Source organism: Pseudomonas sp. JL23, assembly GCF_056933585.1.
In genome coordinates this window covers 6,879,174-6,899,863 of the sequence record NZ_CM167795.1, presented here as the reverse complement: position 1 = coordinate 6,899,863, position 20,690 = coordinate 6,879,174, and the positions used below count along the sequence as shown (strand labels likewise).

The 20,690-nt window shown below is 56.8% G+C and carries 21 protein-coding genes; 18 read left to right on the top strand and 3 right to left on the bottom strand.

The window, feature by feature from the left end; genetic code table 11:
- Window positions 1–592: 592 nt before the first annotated feature.
- The 5 genes from rpmH (at window position 593) to mnmE (ending at window position 4,520) form a co-directional block, all read left to right on the top strand.
- Complete coding sequence (gene rpmH, locus AC1Z24_RS31595; RefSeq protein ID WP_002551315.1) at window positions 593–727, top strand: 50S ribosomal protein L34; 135 nt, start codon at window positions 593–595, stop codon at window positions 725–727.
- A 16-nt stretch (window positions 728–743) separates the two neighbouring features.
- On the top strand, window positions 744–1,145 hold the full coding sequence (gene rnpA / locus AC1Z24_RS31590; protein WP_259101029.1) for a ribonuclease P protein component: 402 nt from the start codon (window positions 744–746) through the stop codon (window positions 1,143–1,145).
- On the top strand, window positions 1,138–1,386 hold the full coding sequence (gene yidD, locus AC1Z24_RS31585) for a membrane protein insertion efficiency factor YidD (RefSeq protein WP_259101028.1): 249 nt from the start codon (window positions 1,138–1,140) through the stop codon (window positions 1,384–1,386). The genes rnpA and yidD overlap by 8 nt, the downstream gene beginning before the upstream one ends.
- Window positions 1,387–1,388: 2 nt before the next feature.
- The gene (gene yidC, locus AC1Z24_RS31580; RefSeq protein ID WP_259101027.1) at window positions 1,389–3,071 is read left to right on the top strand and encodes a membrane protein insertase YidC; all 1,683 of its coding nucleotides are present in this window, start codon (window positions 1,389–1,391) and stop codon (window positions 3,069–3,071) included.
- A 78-nt stretch (window positions 3,072–3,149) separates the two neighbouring features.
- Window positions 3,150–4,520, top strand: coding sequence for a tRNA uridine-5-carboxymethylaminomethyl(34) synthesis GTPase MnmE (mnmE, locus tag AC1Z24_RS31575; RefSeq protein WP_483744083.1), 1,371 nt, complete (start codon window positions 3,150–3,152; stop codon window positions 4,518–4,520).
- A 50-nt stretch (window positions 4,521–4,570) separates the two neighbouring features.
- Here mnmE and AC1Z24_RS31570 read toward each other — a convergent pair whose 3' ends face one another.
- From AC1Z24_RS31570 to AC1Z24_RS31560, 3 genes are all read right to left on the bottom strand, one after another.
- Window positions 4,571–7,018, bottom strand: coding sequence for a TonB-dependent siderophore receptor (locus AC1Z24_RS31570; RefSeq protein WP_483744082.1), 2,448 nt, complete (start codon window positions 7,016–7,018; stop codon window positions 4,571–4,573).
- Window positions 7,019–7,125: 107 nt separating this feature from the next.
- Window positions 7,126–8,073 carry a FecR domain-containing protein gene (locus AC1Z24_RS31565; protein ID WP_483744081.1) on the bottom strand — a complete coding sequence of 316 codons (948 nt, stop codon included), beginning with the start codon at window positions 8,071–8,073 and terminating at the stop codon, window positions 7,126–7,128.
- Window positions 8,073–8,579, bottom strand: a complete 507-nt coding sequence (locus AC1Z24_RS31560; protein WP_483744080.1) for a sigma-70 family RNA polymerase sigma factor — start codon at window positions 8,577–8,579, stop codon at window positions 8,073–8,075. Before AC1Z24_RS31560 ends, AC1Z24_RS31565 begins: the two co-directional genes overlap by 1 nt.
- Before the next feature lie 557 nt (window positions 8,580–9,136).
- Here AC1Z24_RS31560 and mnmG point away from each other — a divergent pair.
- From mnmG to AC1Z24_RS31495, 13 genes are all read left to right on the top strand, one after another.
- Window positions 9,137–11,029, top strand: a complete 1,893-nt coding sequence (gene mnmG / locus AC1Z24_RS31555) for a tRNA uridine-5-carboxymethylaminomethyl(34) synthesis enzyme MnmG (RefSeq protein WP_259101021.1) — start codon at window positions 9,137–9,139, stop codon at window positions 11,027–11,029.
- A gap of 5 nt (window positions 11,030–11,034) precedes the next feature.
- The gene (gene rsmG / locus AC1Z24_RS31550) at window positions 11,035–11,670 is read left to right on the top strand and encodes a 16S rRNA (guanine(527)-N(7))-methyltransferase RsmG (protein WP_259101673.1); all 636 of its coding nucleotides are present in this window, start codon (window positions 11,035–11,037) and stop codon (window positions 11,668–11,670) included.
- Window positions 11,671–11,688: 18 nt separating this feature from the next.
- The gene (locus AC1Z24_RS31545) at window positions 11,689–12,489 is read left to right on the top strand and encodes a ParA family protein (protein ID WP_259101020.1); all 801 of its coding nucleotides are present in this window, start codon (window positions 11,689–11,691) and stop codon (window positions 12,487–12,489) included.
- A 9-nt stretch (window positions 12,490–12,498) separates the two neighbouring features.
- A complete protein-coding gene (locus AC1Z24_RS31540) occupies window positions 12,499–13,371 on the top strand; it encodes a ParB/RepB/Spo0J family partition protein (protein WP_259101019.1) in 873 nt (290 codons plus the stop codon).
- 146 nt (window positions 13,372–13,517) lie between these two features.
- Window positions 13,518–13,925: a F0F1 ATP synthase subunit I gene (locus AC1Z24_RS31535; protein WP_259101018.1), complete on the top strand. Its 408-nt coding sequence runs from the start codon at window positions 13,518–13,520 to the stop codon at window positions 13,923–13,925.
- A gap of 16 nt (window positions 13,926–13,941) precedes the next feature.
- On the top strand, window positions 13,942–14,811 hold the full coding sequence (atpB, locus tag AC1Z24_RS31530) for a F0F1 ATP synthase subunit A (protein WP_483744079.1): 870 nt from the start codon (window positions 13,942–13,944) through the stop codon (window positions 14,809–14,811).
- A gap of 138 nt (window positions 14,812–14,949) precedes the next feature.
- Window positions 14,950–15,207: a F0F1 ATP synthase subunit C gene (gene atpE / locus AC1Z24_RS31525; protein WP_002555987.1), complete on the top strand. Its 258-nt coding sequence runs from the start codon at window positions 14,950–14,952 to the stop codon at window positions 15,205–15,207.
- A 57-nt stretch (window positions 15,208–15,264) separates the two neighbouring features.
- Window positions 15,265–15,735 carry a F0F1 ATP synthase subunit B gene (locus AC1Z24_RS31520; protein ID WP_259101015.1) on the top strand — a complete coding sequence of 157 codons (471 nt, stop codon included), beginning with the start codon at window positions 15,265–15,267 and terminating at the stop codon, window positions 15,733–15,735.
- A 12-nt stretch (window positions 15,736–15,747) separates the two neighbouring features.
- Window positions 15,748–16,284, top strand: coding sequence for a F0F1 ATP synthase subunit delta (locus AC1Z24_RS31515; protein WP_259101013.1), 537 nt, complete (start codon window positions 15,748–15,750; stop codon window positions 16,282–16,284).
- 21 nt (window positions 16,285–16,305) lie between these two features.
- Window positions 16,306–17,850 carry a F0F1 ATP synthase subunit alpha gene (gene atpA / locus AC1Z24_RS31510; RefSeq protein WP_259101011.1) on the top strand — a complete coding sequence of 515 codons (1,545 nt, stop codon included), beginning with the start codon at window positions 16,306–16,308 and terminating at the stop codon, window positions 17,848–17,850.
- A 50-nt stretch (window positions 17,851–17,900) separates the two neighbouring features.
- Complete coding sequence (gene atpG, locus AC1Z24_RS31505) at window positions 17,901–18,761, top strand: F0F1 ATP synthase subunit gamma (protein WP_259101010.1); 861 nt, start codon at window positions 17,901–17,903, stop codon at window positions 18,759–18,761.
- A gap of 27 nt (window positions 18,762–18,788) precedes the next feature.
- Window positions 18,789–20,168, top strand: coding sequence for a F0F1 ATP synthase subunit beta (gene atpD / locus AC1Z24_RS31500; protein ID WP_259101008.1), 1,380 nt, complete (start codon window positions 18,789–18,791; stop codon window positions 20,166–20,168).
- A gap of 44 nt (window positions 20,169–20,212) precedes the next feature.
- Window positions 20,213–20,638: a F0F1 ATP synthase subunit epsilon gene (locus AC1Z24_RS31495; protein WP_259101006.1), complete on the top strand. Its 426-nt coding sequence runs from the start codon at window positions 20,213–20,215 to the stop codon at window positions 20,636–20,638.
- Window positions 20,639–20,690: the final 52 nt, after the last annotated feature.

Sequence of the window (20,690 nt, the reverse complement as noted above, 5' to 3'; positions counted from 1 at the left end):
GGATAACCCCTAAGTTGAACGCCGGTGAGGCAAAAACAGCCGCCATTGTACTGATCGGCGGCCGACTTATCCACATGTAGGTGAGCCTGAGCCGACGATGATTCAAGGATTTATGCGTAAAAATACAATCCCATTATGCTTTGCTAAGGTCTGTGGATAACCAGGCTTCAGCTCTTTGCATAACTACCGGTAAAACTCTGTGGATAACCACCCTGTGGATAACATCGCCTTCCATGCACAGCTTTTCCGAGGGTGCAGCACAGGCACAGCACTGTTTACCGACAACCTTTCTGACCGCTGTACATCATGAATAATAAGGGCTGCAGTACTTTATCCACAGATTCTTTCTGCTTAAGAGTAACAAGCTTTAAAGAAAAGCTTTAAATACGTTCCTTTCTTATTTTTATGTTTGTGTGCCGATTTGGTGATCAAGACGCGGCAGATCCTTACCTCCTCAAAAAAAACCGGCTTTACAAGTAAATGAAGGAAACGCTGGTTGGAAATTGACCTAGACGCTTGCTTTCTCTAGAATCCCCGGTCTCTTAAAACGGGGGCCATTCCGGCCCGTTGTAGACGAACCAGGTAACACGCCATGAAACGTACTTTCCAACCCAGCACTATCAAGCGCGCCCGCACCCACGGTTTCCGTGCACGTATGGCCACCAAAAACGGCCGTGCAGTCCTGTCGCGTCGTCGCGCCAAAGGCCGTAAGCGTCTGGCAGTTTGATAAATCGGCACAGGAGGTGAGTCAGGACTTCAGTCGGGAAAAGCGTTTGCTGACCCCCCGGCATTTCAAGGCAGTCTTTGACTCCCCTACCGGCAAGGTACCGGGGAAAAATCTCCTGCTCCTTGCGCGCAACAACGACCTTGATCACCCCCGTCTGGGACTGGTGATTGGTAAAAAGAGCGTCAAGCTCTCCGTTCAGCGCAACCGCCTGAAACGCCTGATGCGCGATTCATTTCGCCTGCACCAAGAGATGTTGGTCGGGTGGGATATCGTAATCGTGGCGCGCAAAGGTTTGGGTGACATAGAAAACCCAGAATTGATTCAGCATTTCGGCAAGCTCTGGAAACGGCTGGCCCGCAGCCAACCGGTGCCTGAAGTGAAAACCGAACATGCAGGGGTGGACAGTCCCAATGCGTAAACTGGCACTCGTCCCGATCCAGTTTTACCGTTATGCCATTAGCCCGCTGATGGCCAGTCACTGTCGTTTCTACCCCAGTTGCTCCTGCTATGCGTATGAAGCCATCGATAATCATGGCCTTCTGCGCGGCGGCTGGCTGACCCTTCGTCGCTTGGGTCGCTGTCATCCGTGGAATGCCGGTGGTTATGACCCGGTTCCACCTGCTGTTCCCACCTCCCGTTCTTCTTCGATGGCCGAGTAATCATGGATATTAAACGCACGATCCTGATCGTCGCCCTGGCAATCGTGACCTACGTCGGGGTTCTGAAATGGAACCAAGACTACGGCCAGGCTGCCCTGCCGACTCAGAATGCTGCTGCCAGCACTACCGCACCGGGCCTTCCGGATACGGCTGCTGCCAAGAATGCTTCTGTAAGTGCCGATGTGCCCACCGCAGGGGGTGATGCCACCGCCGCGATGGAAGCGCCAGTTGCTGCCAGCAAAGACCTGATCCAGGTCCGCACCGATGTACTGAGCCTGGACATAGATCCAGTCGGCGGTGACGTCGTGCAGCTGCGTCTGCCTCTGTATCCACGTCGTCAGGACCATCCTGATGTGCCTTTCCAGCTGTTCGATAACGGCGGCGAGCGTACTTTCCTGGCACAAAGCGGCCTGACTGGCGCCAACGGTCCGGATGCTCGCGCAGCCGGTCGTCCGGTTTACTCGACCGCACAGAAGACTTATCAACTGGCTGATGGCCAGAATGAACTGGTCGTCGACCTGAAGTTCAGCGATAACGGCGTCAATTACATCAAGCGCTTTACCTTCAAGCGCGGCTTGTATGACCTGGTTGTCAGCTACGTCATCGACAACCAGAGCGCGACGCCTTGGAGCGGCAACCTGTTTGCCCAGCTCAAGCGCGATGCCAGTTCCGACCCATCGTCGAGCACGGCCACCGGTACTGCTACCTACTTGGGTGCTGCCCTGTGGACAGCTTCCGAGCCCTACAAGAAAGTGTCGATGAAAGATATCGACAAGGGTTCGCTGAAAGAAACCGTGCAAGGTGGCTGGGTTGCCTGGCTGCAGCACTATTTCGTGACCGCATGGATCCCGAACAAGGCTGACAGCAATGCTGTTCAGACTCGTAAAGACAGCCAGGGTAACTACATCATCGGTTTCACTGGCCCTGCCGTAGCGGTTGCGCCGGGAGCCAAGACTGAAGTCAGTGCCACTCTGTATGCCGGTCCGAAGAGTCAGGCAGTGCTCAAAGAGTTGTCCCCAGGCCTGGAGCTGACGGTCGACTACGGCATTCTCTGGTTCATCGCCCAACCTATTTTCTGGCTGCTGCAACATATCCACAGCATTGTCGGTAACTGGGGCTGGTCGATCATCTTCCTGACCATGCTGATCAAGGGTCTGTTCTTCCCGCTGTCGGCTGCCAGCTACAAGTCGATGGCTCGCATGCGCGCCGTTGCACCGAAATTGGCCGCGCTGAAGGAACAACACGGCGACGACCGGCAGAAAATGTCGCAGTCGATGATGGAGCTGTACAAGAAAGAGAAGATCAACCCGCTGGGTGGATGCTTGCCGATTCTGGTACAGATGCCGGTATTCCTGTCGCTGTACTGGGTACTCCTGGAAAGCGTCGAGATGCGCCAGGCTCCATGGCTGCTGTGGATAACCGACCTGTCGATCAAGGACCCGTTCTTCATCCTGCCGATCATCATGGGCGCGACCATGTTCATCCAGCAGCGCCTGAACCCAACGCCTCCGGATCCGATGCAGGCCAAGGTGATGAAGCTGATGCCAATCATCTTCACCTTCTTCTTCCTGTGGTTCCCGGCTGGTCTAGTGCTGTACTGGGTTGTGAACAACACCCTGTCGATCACCCAGCAGTGGTACATCACTCGTCGGATCGAAGCGGCTACAAAGAAAGCTGCTGTCTGATCTAACCTGTGAATAAGTTCTACAAGACGCCCCCTAGTGGGGCGTTTTGCTATCTGTCAGTAAGTCAGGAGTCTGGCCATGAACCTTCCTCGTGAAACCATCGCCGCCATCGCCACTGCCCAAGGCCGCGGTGGCGTTGGCATTGTGCGCATATCCGGCCCGATGGCGAGCAAGGCTGCGTTAGCGATTACCGGTCACGAAAGCAGGCCGCGCCATGCCCATTACGGCCCGTTTCGTGATGCCGACAACGAGGTCATCGATGAGGGCATCGCCCTGTATTTCCCTGGCCCGAACTCCTTCACCGGTGAGGATGTGCTTGAACTGCAGGGCCATGGTGGCCCCGTAGTACTGGATATGCTGTTGCAACGCTGCCTGCAATTGGGCGCTCGACTGGCCCGTCCGGGAGAATTCAGCGAGCGTGCGTTCCTTAACGACAAGCTGGACCTGGCCCAGGCCGAAGCGATTGCCGACCTGATCGAAGCCAGTTCAGCACAGGCCGCGCGTAATGCCCTACGTTCGTTGCAGGGGGCATTTTCCCGACGTGTGGATAGCCTGGTAGAGAAACTGATCGCCCTGCGTATCTATGTCGAGGCGGCGATTGACTTCCCCGAAGAAGAAATCGACTTCCTCGCCGATGGCCATGTACTGACCATGCTCGATGCCGTACGCGAAGAGTTATCCACAGTGTTGCGCGAAGCGGGGCAGGGCGCGTTGTTACGTGACGGTATGACGGTGGTAATCGCCGGCCGCCCCAATGCCGGTAAATCCAGCCTGCTCAACGCTCTGGCAGGTCGCGAAGCCGCCATCGTTACTGAGATCGCAGGCACCACTCGGGATGTTCTGCGCGAACATATCCACATCGATGGCATGCCTCTACATATCGTCGATACTGCAGGGCTGCGGGATACCGACGACCAGGTAGAAATGATCGGTGTTGAACGCGCGCTCAAGGCTATCAACGAAGCCGACCGGATCCTGCTGGTGGTTGACGCCACGGCCCCGGAAGCCTCCGATCCGTTCGCCCTTTGGCCTGAATTCCTCGAAGAGCGCCCTGACCCTGCGAAAGTCACGCTGATTCGCAACAAGGCTGACCTCAGTGGCGACCTGGTTGAACTGCACACCAGTGCCGATGGCCATGTCACCCTCAATCTCAGCGCCAAGGCAGGTGGGGACGGTCTGGAATTGCTGCGAAACCATTTGAAAGACTGCATGGGTTATCAACAGACCTCCGAAAGCAGCTTCAGCGCCCGCCGCAGGCATCTGGAAGCGTTGCGCTATGCCAGCGAATCCCTGGAGCATGGGCGCAATCAACTGACCTTGGCAGGAGCGGGGGAGTTGCTGGCCGAAGATTTGCGCCTGGCCCAGCAATCGTTGGGAGAGATCACCGGCGCATTCAGCTCGGATGATCTGTTGGGACGGATTTTTTCCAGCTTCTGTATCGGCAAATAGATATCCACAGGCTTACGCGCAGATTTTTTCGGGTCAGCCTGTGGATAGTCTTACCAGTTGTAGGAAACCGAACCCAGCAAAGTCCGGCTATCGCCCCAGTAGCAGCGACCGGCATCGTTACAGCCCGAAACGTATTCCTTGTCGAACAGGTTCTTGGCGTTCAGGTCGACCGACCAGTTCTTGTCGATCTGATAACCAATGGCTGCGTCTACCAGGGTCACATCACCCGAATTGAGCTTGCCGTACAAGCTGCTCGGGGTGTACGAGAAGGTGCTGTCGAAATAGCGCACGCCACCACCAACGTGGAAGCCGCTGAGCGGGCCTTCCAGGAAGCTGTATTTGGCCCATACCGACGCCTGGTTACGCGGTACACCGGTAATCTGATGGCCCTCTATCAACGAACCTGCCGCGTCTTTGGTCACTCGCGCATCTGTATAGGTGTAAGCGGCTGTCAGGTTCAGGTTGCGGGTGATATCGCTGTTCACTTCCAGCTCTACACCCTTCGCCCGGCTCTCGCCCACTTGCCGGTAGGTAGCGCTGGTGGAGTCGAAATAGGTGTCGTCCTTTTTGCGAAGGTCATAGAGCGAGGCGGTGAAGGAGGTATTCCAGCCAATCGGGTCGTACTTGAGGCCCACTTCATATTGCGTACTGGTGATCGGATCCAGGGGTGAGCCGCCGTTGGAGATCTGCTGCACCGGGACGAACGCTGTCGAATAGCTGACATACGGCGTCAGGCCATTATCGAACTGGTACATCAAGCCGGTCTGCCAAGTGAACTTGGTATCTCGGCTGTTGATATTGCTGGCTGTGGATAACTTGTTGCGAAAATCGCTCTCCACCCAGTCCTGGCGGCCACCGAGCAGCAAGATCCATTTGTCGTATTTGCTTTGCAACTGGGCATAAGCCCCTTCCATCTGCTGGCCCAGCAGCGTGTTCTGGACGTGGATGGAGGTAACCGGATCACTTTTATACACAGGGTTGTAAATATTGATCTGCCCGGCTGACCCGGCATCCCAATCCTGGCTGAATGAAGTGAAGTCGTGGCTGGCGCCGAACAGCACGGTGTTATCCACAGCGCCTAGCGCAAACTTGCCTTCCAGTTGGTTATCCAGCGAGTAAACCATGGATTTGTTGTAGCGGTCGTAGGCAGTCACGTTCAACTGCGTGCCGAAGCCCGCGTTATTCAGATTGCCCGGCCAGGTCTCGTGGCGAGTGATATGAGACTGCATGTAGCGCGAGTTCTGACGGAACTGCCAGTCGTCATTGAAGCTGTGGATAAATTCATAACCCACGCTCCAGGTCTCGCGCTCGAAGGTGTTCCAGTCCGGCACACCGAGCATGGTGTCCTTGTCCAGCTTGCCGTTGGGGTTATGCAGCAAGGTACCGGCCGCAGGCAGGCCGAGCTCCATGTTGGTGTGGTCCTTCTGGTAGTTGGCCAACAGGGTCAGGCTGTTGTAATCATCGAAGTTCAGGGTCAGGGACGGCGCGATATACATGCGATCGTCAGGCACGTGATCGACCTGAGTATCGGATTTGCGCCCGAGCATGACCAGGCGACCCTGGATATTGCCGCTGTCATTCAGCGGCCCGGAAACATCGACTCCCAGCTGTCGGCGATTGTTGGAACCGTAACTGAGCTGGATCTCGCCCTGGGGCGTGCTGGTCGGACGCTTGCTGACCAGATTGACCAGGCCGCCTGGTGCGTTCTCGCCGTAGAGGATCGAGGACGGGCCGCGGAAGATCTCGATCCGTTCCAGGCCATAAGGCTCAGTAGTGGTGTCATAGCGATTACCCTGCACGCGCAGGCCATCACGCATCAGGCCATAGCCGTAATCGGTGGCGTTAAACCCACGAATGAAGAACAGGTCACCTGCCAGGCTATCGCCGGCCGCAAAGGGCGGGGCGAAGATACCGGGCACATAGCCCAGGGCGTCGGTAAGGCTCTGGGACTTCTGATCCTTGATGCGCTGTTCCGTGACCACCGACACCGAGCGCGGGGTTTCAGACAGTGATGTGCTGGTCTTGGTCCCGGCCCGGCTTTTTTCTGCCTTGTAGCCACGGTTGTCGCCACTGTCCCCTGCGTCGGCAGCGAGCTGACGGCTGTTGATAAGTGTCGGATCCAGTACCACCGAACCATTTTGCGGCACCGCCTGCAAGGTGTAAGAACCCGGAGCCTGGGTCGCGACCTGCAACCCGGAGCCGCGCAGTAACAGGATGAAACCCTGTTCAACCGAATAGTTACCCACAAGTCCCGGACTGCTGCGGTTGGCGGTCTGGCCGGGAGAGAACGACAGAATCACGTTGGAAGCCGAAGCGAATTGGCTCAACACGCTGTCAAGCGGACCGGCGGCGATGGAATAGTTATGCACAGCCGTATCTGCAGCGGCATAGGGGGAAACCAGCGCGGCGCTGATAGCACTGCTCAGTAATAGGCTGCAGGCGAGGTAATGTCGGGAAACGTGCTGGCGAGCAGGTGTCGGGATCTGTGGAAAGCGCATTGTTATGTCGGCCCTGAAGGTAACGAATACACGCGTGAGTCGCGATTACCTCAAGGGCCGAACCACGTCGAAAAAAGATCGCACCTGTGAATAAAAAATTTTTCGGATCAGCTGGCGTACTTGATGGACACCCAATAACGGCTGAAATAACTCACCCGGATAGGCAACGAGGTCTGCAGGTTGGCGAGCACTGCATCGATGGCGTCCAGGCGAAATGCACCGGATATAGGCAAGCCCGCAGCGCGCTCATCGCACTGCATGGCGCCTGTACGGTAGCGGGACAACTCGTCGATAACATCCCCGAGGCGTGCATCCAGTACTATCAATTGGCCGTCGACCCACGCAGTCTCCGTAGCCCGGCACAAGCGACTCGGCCCGAGACTGTAGCTATCGAAATCCGCGCTCTCTCCCGCCTTGAGCAGGCCGCCTTCACCTCTGTCGGCATTGGGCAGAATGCGAACCTGGTCCTCGAGAACGCCGACATGAGTGCTATGGGATAACTGGCGTACCAAGAAACTTGTCCCCAAGGCCTGCACACGGCCTTGATGGCTTTCGACGAAGAACGGCCGGGTATCGCCGCGTTTGCCGGTGCGAATAAACACCTCCCCGGCACGTAGACGAATCAGCCGCTCGCGCTCATCGAAAAGCACATCCACTGCGGTATCGGTATTGAGCTCCAGCCGAGTGCCATCGGCCAGATCCAGACGCCTGCGTTCGCCAACCCGGGTTCTGTAGTCCGCCCAGACATTGCCCAAGGACGTCTTCTCCTGCAGCCCCCAGCCAATACCGCCGACGCCAGCCAGAATCAGCAGCATGCGCAGTACCTGACGGCGTTGTTGGGTGTCGGATAACGCGCGCCGGGTCAGATCCCGGGGCAGGGCGCTGAGATTGCGTTGCAGCTGTTCCATATGTTGCCAGGCGGCCTGATGCGCCGGATCACTGTCCAGCCAGCGTTGCCAGGCCTGCTGTTGCGCAGGTGTCGGTGGCTCGCTCTGGAACTGTACGTACCAGTTGGCGGCGGCAGTGAAGGTTTTACGATCAGGAGCAACAGTCATCACAAGCCGGCCATGATCAGGGAGCATTCGGTAAAGGCGCGAACCATGTGTTTCTTCACGGTGGTCAGGGACAGGCTCAGCTCATCCGCGATCTGTTGATAACTCAGACCTTCCACCTGGGACAACATGAAGATCTTCTGCGCCCGTGCGCCCAGGCTCGCCAATGTTTTATCCACAGCGACCAGGGTTTCGATCACCACAGCCTTATCTTCCTCGCTGATTTCCGTGACCTCAGGACGCGCCGCCAGGGCTTCCAGGTACGCCGCTTCGATGGCTCGCCGACGGTAGCGATCGATTACCAGGCCACGGGCAATGGTCGTCAGGTAATCACGGGGCTCACGAATCTGCATGGCGTTGCGCGAGACCAGAATGCGCACAAAGGTGTCATGGGCCACATCAGCCGCATCGCAGGCGTTGTGCAGCTTGCCCTTGAGCCAGCCATTCAACCACGAATGGTGCTGTTCATAGATGCGCTGGACGGCAGAGGTGTGGGTGAGAGAAGACATAGACGTGAAAATACACAAATGATAATGGCTATTATTAGCTTTTGTTTCTGTATCTAACAATAGCCATTCACCTTGTAGCTTCCCGCCTCAGCGCCCTCCATCCCCTCCCGCCTACGTAGCAGAAGACGCCAGCACCTACTTTTTTCGACGTACGGCAGCGTATTTCTGTGGATTAAGCCCTGTGCATAACCATGCCTCAGCTCAGTTGATAACCAGGCCTCTTGCCTGAGGATAACCACCCCTGTGGACAAACAGCCATTTAATCCACAGGCTTAAACCGGTTATCCAGAACGCTGAATGGCACCTGATCACAGACTTTTGAATCTCTGTACACTTTGTAAACTATGGCTTGTAGAGATCTATCCACAGAAAGGTGGCTCAGTATAAATAAGCTTTAAAATAAGGTTTTATAAAACTTCTCTCTCTTTTATTTTCTATATTCGCGAGTTTTCCACAGCTGGTTAATTTTTGTCCAAGAGGTTTCATTCAGGAAGGGGAAGTCCCTATACTTGTCACCTTTCCCAATATTCCTATCTAGAACAGGCACGAGGTGCGTGGTGGATTTCCCTTCCCGTTTTGAAGTGATCGTCATCGGTGGCGGTCATGCCGGTACCGAGGCAGCACTGGCGTCTGCACGCATGGGTGCAAAAACCCTGCTGTTGACGCACAACGTGGAAACCCTCGGGCAAATGAGCTGCAACCCTGCCATTGGCGGGATTGGTAAAAGCCATCTGGTCAAAGAGATCGATGCCCTCGGCGGCGCAATGGCCACGGCCACTGACCTGGGCGGCATTCAGTTCCGTGTATTGAACAGCCGCAAAGGCCCGGCCGTGCGAGCTACCCGGGCACAGGCAGATCGCGTGCTGTACAAGGCGGCGATTCGCGAAATCATTGAAAACCAGCCGAACCTGTGGATATTCCAACAGGCCTGCGATGACCTGATCGTCGAGCAGGATCAGGTACGCGGCGTTGTTACGCAGATGGGTCTGCGAATCATGGCCGACTCTGTGGTGCTGACCACCGGGACCTTCCTCGGCGGACTTATCCACATCGGCATGCAGAACTACTCGGGTGGCCGAGCCGGTGATCCACCGTCAATCGCCCTGGCGCATCGTCTGCGTGAATTGCCGCTGCGCGTCGGTCGCCTGAAAACCGGCACGCCGCCGCGTATCGATGGCCGTTCGGTGGATTTCTCGGTGATGACCGAGCAACCAGGTGATACGCCTATTCCGGTGATGTCGTTCCTCGGTTCCAAAGAACAGCATCCGCGGCAGGTCAGTTGCTGGATTACCCACACCAATGCCCGTACCCACGAAATCATCGCGGCCAATCTGGACCGTTCACCGATGTATTCCGGGGTGATCGAAGGCATCGGCCCGCGTTACTGCCCGTCCATCGAAGACAAGATTCATCGCTTTGCCGACAAGCAGAGCCATCAGGTATTCATCGAGCCCGAAGGCCTGACCACCCATGAGCTGTATCCGAACGGCATCTCGACTTCGTTGCCCTTTGACGTGCAATTGCAGGTCGTGCGCTCGATTGTGGGGATGGAAAACGCCCATATCGTTCGCCCTGGCTATGCCATCGAATACGATTATTTCGATCCGCGGGATCTGAAATACAGCCTGGAAACCAAGGTCATTGCCGGGTTGTTCTTCGCCGGACAGATCAACGGCACTACCGGTTACGAAGAAGCGGGCGCCCAGGGTTTATTGGCCGGAGCGAACGCTGCACTGCGCGCCCAAGGCAAGGACAGCTGGTGCCCACGTCGCGATGAGGCCTACATCGGTGTGTTGGTCGATGACCTGATTACGTTGGGTACGCAAGAACCCTATCGAATGTTCACCTCCCGGGCCGAATACCGCCTGATCCTGCGTGAAGATAACGCCGATCTGCGCTTGACCGAAAAAGGTCGCGAGCTGGGTTTGATCGACGATGCGCGCTGGGCGGCGTTCTGTACCAAACGCGAAAGCATCGAGCGTGAAGAGCAGCGGCTGAAAAGCACCTGGGTTCGTCCCGGTACCGAACAGGGCGAGGCGATTGCCAGCCATTACGGCACGCCGCTGACCCACGAATACAATCTGCTCAACCTGTTGAGCCGACCTGAAATCGACTACGCCAGCCTGATTTCCCTGACTGGCGAAGGCGCAAGTGATCCACAGGTCGCCGAACAGGTCGAAATCAAGACCAAATACGCCGGTTACATTGATCGTCAACAAGACGAAATCGCCCGGCTGCGCGCCAGCGAAGACACACGCCTGCCGGAAGACATCGACTACACGACGATTTCCGGCCTGTCGAAAGAGATTCAGGGCAAGCTGGGGATAACTCGTCCCGAGACCCTTGGCCAGGCGTCGCGTATTCCGGGTGTCACCCCGGCGGCGATTTCCCTGTTGATGATCCATCTGAAAAAACGCGGCGCGGGCCGTCAATTGGAGCAAAGCGCTTGAGTTCTATGGTCACCCCGCAACACGCTGAAGAGTTATCCCGTGGCGCCGAGCAACTGGGCGTCAGCCTGACTGAGGCCCAGCACACCCAACTGTTGGGTTATCTGGCGCTGCTGATCAAGTGGAACAAGGCCTACAACCTGACCGCAGTGCGCAATCCGGACGAGATGGTTTCGCGTCATCTGCTCGACAGCCTCAGCGTCGTGCCCTTCATCGAAGGCGAGCGCTGGCTGGATGTCGGCAGTGGTGGCGGTATGCCTGGTATTCCATTGGCAATCCTGTTCCCGGACATGAAAGTCACGGTACTGGACAGTAATGGCAAGAAAACCCGCTTCCTGACCCAGGTCAAACTCGAACTGAAGCTGGCGAATCTGGAAGTTATCCACAGCCGGGCAGAAGCCTGGCAGCCGGCACTACCGTTCACCGGAATTGTTTCCCGTGCCTTCAGCAGTCTGGAAGACTTCACGGGCTGGACGCGCCACATGGGCGATACCGAAACCCGCTGGCTGGCGATGAAAGGGCTGCATCCCGCTGATGAGCTGGTAGCATTGCCCGCAGACTTTCACCTGGATAGCGAGCAGGCCTTGACCGTACCCGGTTGCCAAGGCCAACGCCATCTGCTGATACTGCGCCGCACGGCATGATTGGGAACACAAGCAAGAATGGCTAAGGTATTCGCGATAGCGAACCAAAAGGGTGGCGTGGGTAAAACCACCACCTGCATCAACCTCGCAGCATCACTGGTCGCGACCAAGCGCCGTGTGCTGCTGATCGACCTTGATCCACAAGGCAACGCCACCATGGGCAGTGGTGTGGATAAACACGGCCTGGAACATTCGGTCTATGACCTCTTGATCGGTGAATGCGACCTGGCCCAGGCCATGCAGTTCTCCGAGCACGGTGGTTACCAACTGCTGCCGGCCAACCGCGACCTGACCGCCGCCGAAGTGGTGCTGCTGGAAATGCAGATGAAGGAAAGTCGCCTGCGCAATGCCCTGGCGGCAATCCGCGAGAATTACGACTACATCCTGATCGACTGCCCGCCGTCCCTGTCGATGCTGACGCTCAATGCACTGGTGGCCGCCGATGGCGTGATTATCCCCATGCAGTGCGAGTACTTCGCCCTCGAAGGTCTCAGCGACCTTGTGGATAACATCAAACGCATCGCCGAATTGCTTAACCCGGAGCTGAAAATCGAAGGGTTGCTGCGCACCATGTACGACCCGCGCCTGAGTCTGATCAACGATGTTTCGGCGCAGCTCAAGGAGCACTTTGGCGAGCAGCTATACGACACCGTGATCCCGCGCAACATTCGCCTGGCCGAGGCGCCGAGTTTCGGCATGCCCGCCCTGGCCTATGACAAGACGTCACGCGGTGCCCTGGCCTACCTCGCGCTGGCCGGTGAAATGGTCCGTCGTCAGCGCCGTGCAACACCTTCGCGAACCGCCGCCCAGCCAACTTAAGGAAATCCCATGGCCGTCAAGAAAAGAGGTCTCGGACGTGGGCTGGACGCACTTCTGAGCAGTCCAACCGTCAGTTCGCTGGAAGAACAGGCCAGCCAGGTCGATCAGCGTGAGCTGCAGCATGTTCCCCTGGACCTGATCCAGCGCGGCAAATACCAGCCGCGTCGGGACATGGACCCGCAGGCGCTGGAAGAACTGGCCGCATCGATCAAGGCCCAGGGCGTAATGCAACCGATCGTGATCCGTCCGGTCGGCAACAACCGTTTTGAAATCATCGCCGGTGAACGCCGCTGGCGCGCCAGTCAGCAGGCCGGTCTGGACACCATCCCGGCGATGGTCCGCGACGTTTCCGATGAAACCGCCATTGCCATGGCCCTGATCGAGAACATTCAGCGCGAAGACCTGAACCCTGTGGAAGAAGCGGTGGCCCTGCAACGGCTGCAGCAGGAATTCCAGCTGACCCAGCAACAGGTCGCCGACGCTGTGGGTAAGTCCCGGGTCAGCGTGGCCAACCTGCTGCGCCTGATTGCCCTGCCTGAAGTGATCAAGACCATGCTGTCCCATGGCGACCTGGAAATGGGTCATGCCAGGGCATTGCTCGGTTTACCCGAAGAACAGCAGGTGGAAGGGGCGCGACACGTTGTCGCACGTGGCCTTACCGTACGTCAGACCGAGGCCTTGGTTCGCCAGTGGTTGAGTGGCAAACCGGCCCCCGCGCAACCGGTCAAAACCGATCCGGATATCAGCCGACTTGAGCAGCGTCTGGCCGAACGGCTGGGCTCTGCGGTGCAGATCCGCCATGGTCAGAAGGGAAAAGGCCAGTTGGTGATCCGTTATAACTCCCTGGATGAGCTGCAAGGAGTGCTCGCTCACATTCGCTGAAACAATTGCAGTGTAGCGTGTAGTCGGAAATCACTACCCGACAGTTGAATAGGGGCTGAACCGCCCCTATACTCTGCGCGCATTTTGTCGGCACAAATTATGCCAAGTAGTTGATTTTGGCGGCCGACCTCCGAGGAACAGTTGTGATGGAATCACGCATGCAAAACCGCCTGCCTTTCCATCGCCTAGCGGTTTTTCCAGTACTGCTGGCTCAAGTTATTACCCTGCTGCTGGCGGCATTGACGCTTTGGCAGTGGCAGGGTGTCGTAGTTGGGTATTCAGGTCTTTGCGGAGGCCTGATAGCTTGGCTGCCCAATCTGTACTTTGCTCACAAGGCTTTCCGGTTTTCCGGGGCTAGAGCAGCGCAAGCCATCGTCCGGTCCTTTTATGCCGGCGAGGCAGGCAAATTGATATTAACGGCAGTGCTTTTTGCGCTGACCTTTGCAGGTGTGAAGCCATTGGCGCCGCTGGCTGTATTCGGCGTGTTCATGTTGATCCAGGCGGTCAGCTGGTTCGCTCCCCTGCTAATGAAAATAAGATTTTTGAGACCTTAGGGCGTTTGAGGCAACCATGGCAGAGCAAACAGCTTCGGGCTATATCCAGCACCACTTGCAGAACTTGACCTTTGGTCATTTGCCTGACGGCTCTTGGGGCTTCGCCCACGATGCAGCCGCAGCGAAGGAAATGGGTTTCTGGGCTTTCCACGTCGATACCCTCGGCTGGTCGGTCGCACTGGGCCTGATTTTCATCCTGATTTTCCGCATGGCGGCAAAAAAGGCGACCTCCGGCCAGCCTGGCGCTCTGCAGAACTTCGTTGAAGTGCTGGTCGAGTTCGTCGACGGCAGCGTAAAAGACAGCTTCCATGGTCGTAGCCCGGTGATTGCACCGCTGGCACTGACCATTTTTGCCTGGGTGTTCCTGATGAACGCCGTCGACTTGATCCCCGTGGACTGGATTCCAGCCCTGGCGGTCAAGATTTCGGGCAACGAGCACACCTTCTTCCGTGCTGTTTCCACGACTGACCCGAACGCTACCCTGGGCATGGCCCTGTCGGTGTTCGCGCTGATCATTTTCTACAGCATCAAAGTCAAGGGCATCGGCGGCTTCATCGGTGAACTGACCCTGCACCCGTTCGGCAGCAAGAACATTTTTGTTCAGGCGCTGTTGATTCCGGTGAACTTCCTGCTTGAATTCGTGACCCTGATCGCCAAGCCGATTTCCCTGGCTCTGCGACTGTTCGGCAACATGTACGCTGGTGAACTGGTCTTCATCCTGATCGCTGTGATGTTCGGCAGCGGTCTGCTCTGGCTCAGTGGCCTGGGTGTGGTTCTGCAATGGGCGTGGGCGGTATTCCACATCCTGATCATCACCCTGCAAGCGTTCATCTTCATGATGCTGACCATCGTCTACCTGTCGATGGCTCACGAAGATAACCATTAAGACTCGTCCGCGCGTCTGATGTCCCACTCATCCAGGCAGATGAGTGGGGGGCCCGCGAGGGCGTTGTACAAACGATTTTGCTTTACCGCTTTAATCTAAAAAAACCTAACCAATACGACGTAAAAGTCGGGAGGAAAGATGGAAACTGTAGTTGGTCTAACTGCTATCGCTGTTGCACTGCTGATCGGCCTGGGCGCACTGGGTACTGCAATCGGTTTCGGCCTGCTGGGCGGTAAATTCCTGGAAGGCGCAGCGCGTCAACCAGAAATGGTTCCAATGCTGCAAGTCAAAATGTTCATCGTCGCTGGCCTGCTCGACGCCGTGACCATGATCGGTGTTGGTATCGCTCTGTTCTTCACCTTTGCGAACCCCTTCGTTGGTCAACTCGCTGGCTAATCGCTCGAATTTTCGAGTTGATTGGTGTGATGGACAACGAACGAGCGAGGTGTTGGCGTGAACATTAATGCAACCCTGATTGGCCAGTCCGTTGCGTTCTTCATTTTTGTGCTGTTCTGCATGAAGTTCGTATGGCCTCCGGTCATTACGGCTTTGCACGAACGTCAGAAGAAGATCGCGGATGGACTGGACGCTGCTACACGAGCAGCTCGCGACCTGGAGTTGGCCCAAGAGAAAGCGGGTCACCAACTGCGCGATGCTAAAGCTCAAGCAGCTGAAATCATTGAGCAAGCCAAGAAACGCGGTACTCAGATTGTCGACGAAGCCCGTGAACAGGCTCGCGTTGAAGCTGACCGTGTCAAGGCTCAGGCTCAGGCCGAGATCGAGCAGGAACTGAACGGCGTCAAAGACGCGCTGCGCGCCCAACTGGGTAGCCTGGCAGTCAACGGCGCAGAGAAGATCCTGGGTGCCACAATCGATCAAAACGCGCACGCGGAGCTGGTTAATAAACTGGCTGCAGAAATTTAAGCGAGGGCGATCATGGCAGAACTGACCACGTTGGCCCGACCTTACGCTAAGGCAGCCTTCGAGCATGCACAGGCGCACCAGCAACTGGCCAATTGGTCAGCCATGCTCGGCCTGGCTGCTGCGGTGTCGCAAGACGACACCATGCAGCGCTTGCTCAAGGCCCCGCGACTGACGAGCGCAGACAAGGCCACCACTTTTATTGAGGTGTGTGGCGACAAGTTCGATGCCAAGGCACAGAATTTCATCCATGTCGTTGCTGAAAACGACCGTCTCCCGCTTCTGCCGGAGATCGCCGAATTGTTCGACCTGTACAAGGCCGAGCAGGAAAAATCGGTCGATGTGGATGTCATCAGTGCTTTTGCATTGGACCAAGAACAGCAAGACAAACTCGCCAAGGTTCTCAGTGCACGGCTCGGCCGGGAAGTGCGCCTGCACGCTGCGGAGGATGCCACCCTTATCGGGGGTGTTGTCATTCGCGCCGGCGACCTGGTTATCGATGGCTCAGTTCGCGGCAAACTCGCGAAACTGGCCGAAGCATTGAAATCTTGAGTTTGAAGGGGCAGCAGAGCAATGCAGCAACTCAATCCTTCCGAAATAAGTGAAATCATCAAGGGTCGCATCGAGAAACTCGATGTAGCCTCCCAAGCCCGTAACGAAGGCACTGTCGTCAGCGTTTCTGACGGTATCGTACGGATTCACGGTCTCGCCGACGTCATGTACGGCGAAATGATCGAGTTTCCTGACGGCGTCTACGGTATGGCCCTCAACCTGGAGCAAGACTCCGTAGGTGCCGTTGTTTTGGGCGCTTACCAGTCTTTGGCTGAAGGCATGAGTGCCAAGTGCACCGGCCGCGTTCTGGAAGTTCCTGTTGGTAAGGAACTGCTGGGTCGCGTAGTCGACGCACTGGGTAACCCAGTTGACGGCAAAGGTCCGCTGAACAACACCGAGACCGATGCGGTCGAGAAAGTTGCTCCAGGCGTGATCTGGCGTAAGTCGGTAGACCAGCCTGTACAGACTGGCTACAAGGCTGTCGATGCCATGATCCCTGTCGGCCGTGGCCAGCGCGAGCTGATCATCGGCGACCGTCAGATCGGTAAAACCGCTCTGGCGATCGACGCGATCATCAACCAGAAAGACAGCGGCATCTTCTGCGTCTACGTAGCAATCGGTCAGAAACAATCGACCATCGCCAACGTTGTGCGCAAACTCGAAGAAAACGGTGCACTGGCTAACACCATCATCGTTGCTGCCAGTGCCTCCGAATCGGCTGCACTGCAATTCCTGGCGCCGTACTCCGGTTGCACCATGGGCGAATACTTCCGCGACCGCGGTGAAGACGCACTGATCGTTTATGACGATCTGTCCAAGCAAGCAGTGGCTTACCGCCAGATTTCCCTGCTGCTGCGCCGTCCACCAGGCCGTGAAGCTTACCCAGGCGACGTGTTCTATCTCCACTCCCGTCTGCTGGAGCGCGCATCCCGCGTTTCGGAAGAATACGTAGAGAAGTTCACCAACGGTGCAGTGACTGGTAAAACCGGTTCCCTGACCGCGCTGCCGATCATCGAGACCCAGGCTGGCGACGTTTCCGCGTTCGTTCCGACCAACGTGATTTCCATCACCGACGGTCAGATCTTCCTGGAATCGGCCATGTTCAACTCGGGCATCCGCCCGGCAGTGAACGCCGGTGTTTCGGTATCGCGCGTAGGTGGTGCCGCTCAGACCAAGATCATCAAGAAGCTGTCCGGTGGTATCCGTACCGCTCTGGCTCAGTACCGTGAACTGGCGGCATTCGCCCAGTTCGCTTCTGACCTGGACGAAGCGACCCGTAAGCAACTTGAACACGGCCAGCGCGTTACCGAGCTGATGAAGCAGAAGCAATACGCGCCAATGTCGATCGCTGACATGTCGCTGTCGCTGTATGCCGCCGAGCGTGGGTTCCTGACTGACGTCGAAATCACCAAGATTGGCAGCTTTGAACAAGCGCTGATTGCTTACTTCAACCGCGATCACGCTGATTTGATAGCGAAGATCAACGTGAAGGGTGACTTCAATGACGAAATCGACTCCGGCCTGAAATCCGGTATCGAGAAGTTCAAGGCCACCCAAACCTGGTAAGCCGCAGTGGGGGCCGTCAGGTCCCCGCTTGCTAACCTGATAGGTGTTACATGGCAGGCGCAAAAGAGATTCGCAGCAAGATTGCGAGCATCAAAAGCACGCAAAAGATCACCAGCGCCATGGAAAAAGTGGCGGTCAGCAAAATGCGCAAGGCTCAAATGCGCATGGCTGCTAGCCGTCCTTACGCGGAGCGCATCCGCCAGGTGATTGGTCATCTGGCCAACGCCAACCCGGAATACCGCCACCCGTTCATGATCGATCGCCCTGTAAAGCGCGTCGGTTATGTCGTTGTGAGCAGTGACCGTGGTTTGTGTGGTGGCTTGAACACCAACCTGTTCAAGGCTCTGGTCAAGGACATGGCGGTAAACCGTGAAAACGGCGTAGAGATCGATCTGTGCGTGGTCGGCAGCAAAGGTGCGGCCTTTTTCCGCAACTTCGGCGGTAACGTCGTCGCTGCGATCAGCCACCTGGGCGAAGAGCCGTCGATCAATGACTTGATCGGCAGCGTCAAGGTGATGCTGGATGCATACCTGGATGGCCGAATTGATCGCCTGTCCGTGGTATCGAACAAGTTCATCAACACCATGACCCAGCAACCAACAGTGGAACAATTGATTCCGCTGGTGGCTACCCCGGATCAGAAGCTCAAGCATCACTGGGACTACGTTTACGAACCCGACGCTAAAGAGCTGCTGGATGGGCTGATGGTGCGCTACGTGGAATCGCAGGTGTACCAGGCGGTGGTCGAGAACAACGCAGCTGAACAAGCAGCGCGGATGATCGCGATGAAGAACGCTACGGACAACGCCGGTGATCTGATCAGTGATTTGCAGCTGATCTACAACAAGGCGCGTCAAGCAGCGATCACCCAAGAGATCTCGGAAATCGTCGGCGGCGCTGCCGCGGTTTAACGGTTCAAATATTCAGAGGATCCAGCTATGAGTAGCGGACGTATCGTTCAAATCATCGGCGCCGTTATCGACGTGGAATTTCCACGCGACAGCGTACCGAGCATCTACAACGCGCTGAAAGTAGTGAGCGCGGCTGAAACCACCCTGGAAGTTCAGCAACAGCTGGGCGACGGCGTGGTTCGTACCATTGCGATGGGCTCCACCGAGGGCTTGAAGCGCGGTCTGGAAGTTTCTGACTCCGGCGCTGCCATTTCCGTACCTGTCGGTAAAGCGACACTGGGCCGGATCATGGACGTTCTGGGCAACCCGATCGACGAAGCTGGTCCGATCGACACCGAAGAGCGCTGGGGCATTCACCGTGCCGCACCTTCCTTCGCAGAACAGGCAGGCGGCAACGACCTGCTGGAAACCGGTATCAAGGTAATTGACCTGGTTTGCCCGTTCGCCAAGGGCGGTAAAGTCGGTCTGTTCGGTGGTGCCGGTGTCGGCAAGACCGTAAACATGATGGAACTGATCCGTAACATCGCCATCGAGCACAGCGGTTATTCCGTGTTCGCCGGTGTGGGTGAGCGTACTCGTGAGGGTAACGACTTCTACCACGAGATGAAGGACTCCAACGTTCTGGACAAAGTGGCGCTGGTTTACGGTCAGATGAACGAGCCGCCGGGTAACCGTCTGCGCGTAGCACTGACCGGCCTGACCATGGCCGAGAAGTTCCGTGACGAAGGTAACGACGTTCTGCTGTTCGTCGACAACATCTACCGTTACACCCTGGCCGGTACAGAAGTATCTGCACTGCTGGGCCGTATGCCGTCTGCCGTAGGTTACCAACCGACCCTGGCTGAAGAGATGGGCGTTCTGCAAGAACGTATCACTTCGACCAAGAACGGTTCGATCACCTCGATCCAGGCTGTCTATGTTCCTGCGGACGACTTGACCGACCCATCGCCGGCGACCACCTTCGCCCACTTGGACGCCACCGTCGTTCTGTCCCGTGACATCGCTTCCCTGGGTATCTACCCAGCGGTTGACCCACTGGACTCGACTTCGCGCCAGCTGGACCCGAACGTCATCGGTCAGGAACACTACGACACCGCTCGCGGCGTTCAGTACGTGTTGCAGCGTTACAAAGAGCTGAAGGACATCATTGCGATCCTGGGTATGGACGAGCTGTCGGAAACCGACAAGCAGTTGGTATCCCGCGCTCGTAAGATCCAGCGCTTCCTGTCGCAGCCGTTCTTCGTGGCTGAAGTCTTCACCGGTGCATCGGGTAAATACGTTTCCCTGAAAGACACCATTGCTGGCTTCAAAGGTATCCTCAACGGTGACTACGACCACCTGCCAGAACAAGCGTTCTACATGGTCGGCGGCATCGAAGAAGCGATCGAGAAAGCCAAGAAACTGTAATCCCGGCGCCCGGTAACGGGCGCTAATCAGGTCGAGGCAAGCAAATGGCTATGACAGTCCATTGCGATATCGTCAGCGCGGAAGGAGAGATCTTCTCCGGTCTGGTCGAGATGGTGATCGCGCACGGCAACCTGGGTGATCTCGGTATCGCTCCAGGCCACGCGCCGCTGATCACTGATCTGAAACCGGGTCCGATCCGCTTGATCAAGCAGGGCGGAGAAGCCGAGGTGTTCTACATCTCCGGTGGTTTCCTTGAGGTTCAACCGAACATGGTCAAAGTGCTTGCCGACACTGTGCAACGCGCTGCTGACCTGGATGAAGCTTCAGCTCTGGCCGCCGTCAAGGCAGCCGAGAATGCCCTGAACGAAAAAGGCGCGGATTTCGATTACGGATCTGCAACTGCTCGTTTGGCCGAGGCCGCAGCCCAGCTGCGTACCGTCCAGCAAATTCGCAAGAAGTTCGGCGGTTAAGGCCGAGGTTCTCTGCGTGATTGAGTAAAAGGGTAGCCTCGGCTACCCTTTT

Excerpts from the sequence above, each read along its gene's own strand:
- AC1Z24_RS31560 (WP_483744080.1), bottom strand. The coding sequence starts at position 8,579 with ATGTCTTCTCTCACCCACACCTCTGCCGTCCAGCGCATCTATGAACAG.
- atpE (WP_002555987.1), top strand. The coding sequence starts at position 14,950 with ATGGAAACTGTAGTTGGTCTAACTGCTATCGCTGTTGCACTGCTGATC.
- rpmH (WP_002551315.1), top strand. The coding sequence starts at position 593 with ATGAAACGTACTTTCCAACCCAGCACTATCAAGCGCGCCCGCACCCAC.
- atpA (WP_259101011.1), top strand. The coding sequence starts at position 16,306 with ATGCAGCAACTCAATCCTTCCGAAATAAGTGAAATCATCAAGGGTCGC.
- AC1Z24_RS31495 (WP_259101006.1), top strand. The coding sequence starts at position 20,213 with ATGGCTATGACAGTCCATTGCGATATCGTCAGCGCGGAAGGAGAGATC.
- mnmE (WP_483744083.1), top strand. The coding sequence starts at position 3,150 with ATGAACCTTCCTCGTGAAACCATCGCCGCCATCGCCACTGCCCAAGGC.
- atpB (WP_483744079.1), top strand. The coding sequence starts at position 13,942 with ATGGCAGAGCAAACAGCTTCGGGCTATATCCAGCACCACTTGCAGAAC.
- atpG (WP_259101010.1), top strand. The coding sequence starts at position 17,901 with ATGGCAGGCGCAAAAGAGATTCGCAGCAAGATTGCGAGCATCAAAAGC.
- rsmG (WP_259101673.1), top strand. The coding sequence starts at position 11,035 with ATGGTCACCCCGCAACACGCTGAAGAGTTATCCCGTGGCGCCGAGCAA.
- yidD (WP_259101028.1), top strand. The coding sequence starts at position 1,138 with ATGCGTAAACTGGCACTCGTCCCGATCCAGTTTTACCGTTATGCCATT.
- AC1Z24_RS31535 (WP_259101018.1), top strand. The coding sequence starts at position 13,518 with ATGGAATCACGCATGCAAAACCGCCTGCCTTTCCATCGCCTAGCGGTT.
- atpD (WP_259101008.1), top strand. The coding sequence starts at position 18,789 with ATGAGTAGCGGACGTATCGTTCAAATCATCGGCGCCGTTATCGACGTG.
- AC1Z24_RS31570 (WP_483744082.1), bottom strand. The coding sequence starts at position 7,018 with ATGCGCTTTCCACAGATCCCGACACCTGCTCGCCAGCACGTTTCCCGA.
- AC1Z24_RS31540 (WP_259101019.1), top strand. The coding sequence starts at position 12,499 with ATGGCCGTCAAGAAAAGAGGTCTCGGACGTGGGCTGGACGCACTTCTG.
- AC1Z24_RS31515 (WP_259101013.1), top strand. The coding sequence starts at position 15,748 with ATGGCAGAACTGACCACGTTGGCCCGACCTTACGCTAAGGCAGCCTTC.
- AC1Z24_RS31545 (WP_259101020.1), top strand. The coding sequence starts at position 11,689 with ATGGCTAAGGTATTCGCGATAGCGAACCAAAAGGGTGGCGTGGGTAAA.
- AC1Z24_RS31565 (WP_483744081.1), bottom strand. The coding sequence starts at position 8,073 with ATGACTGTTGCTCCTGATCGTAAAACCTTCACTGCCGCCGCCAACTGG.
- yidC (WP_259101027.1), top strand. The coding sequence starts at position 1,389 with ATGGATATTAAACGCACGATCCTGATCGTCGCCCTGGCAATCGTGACC.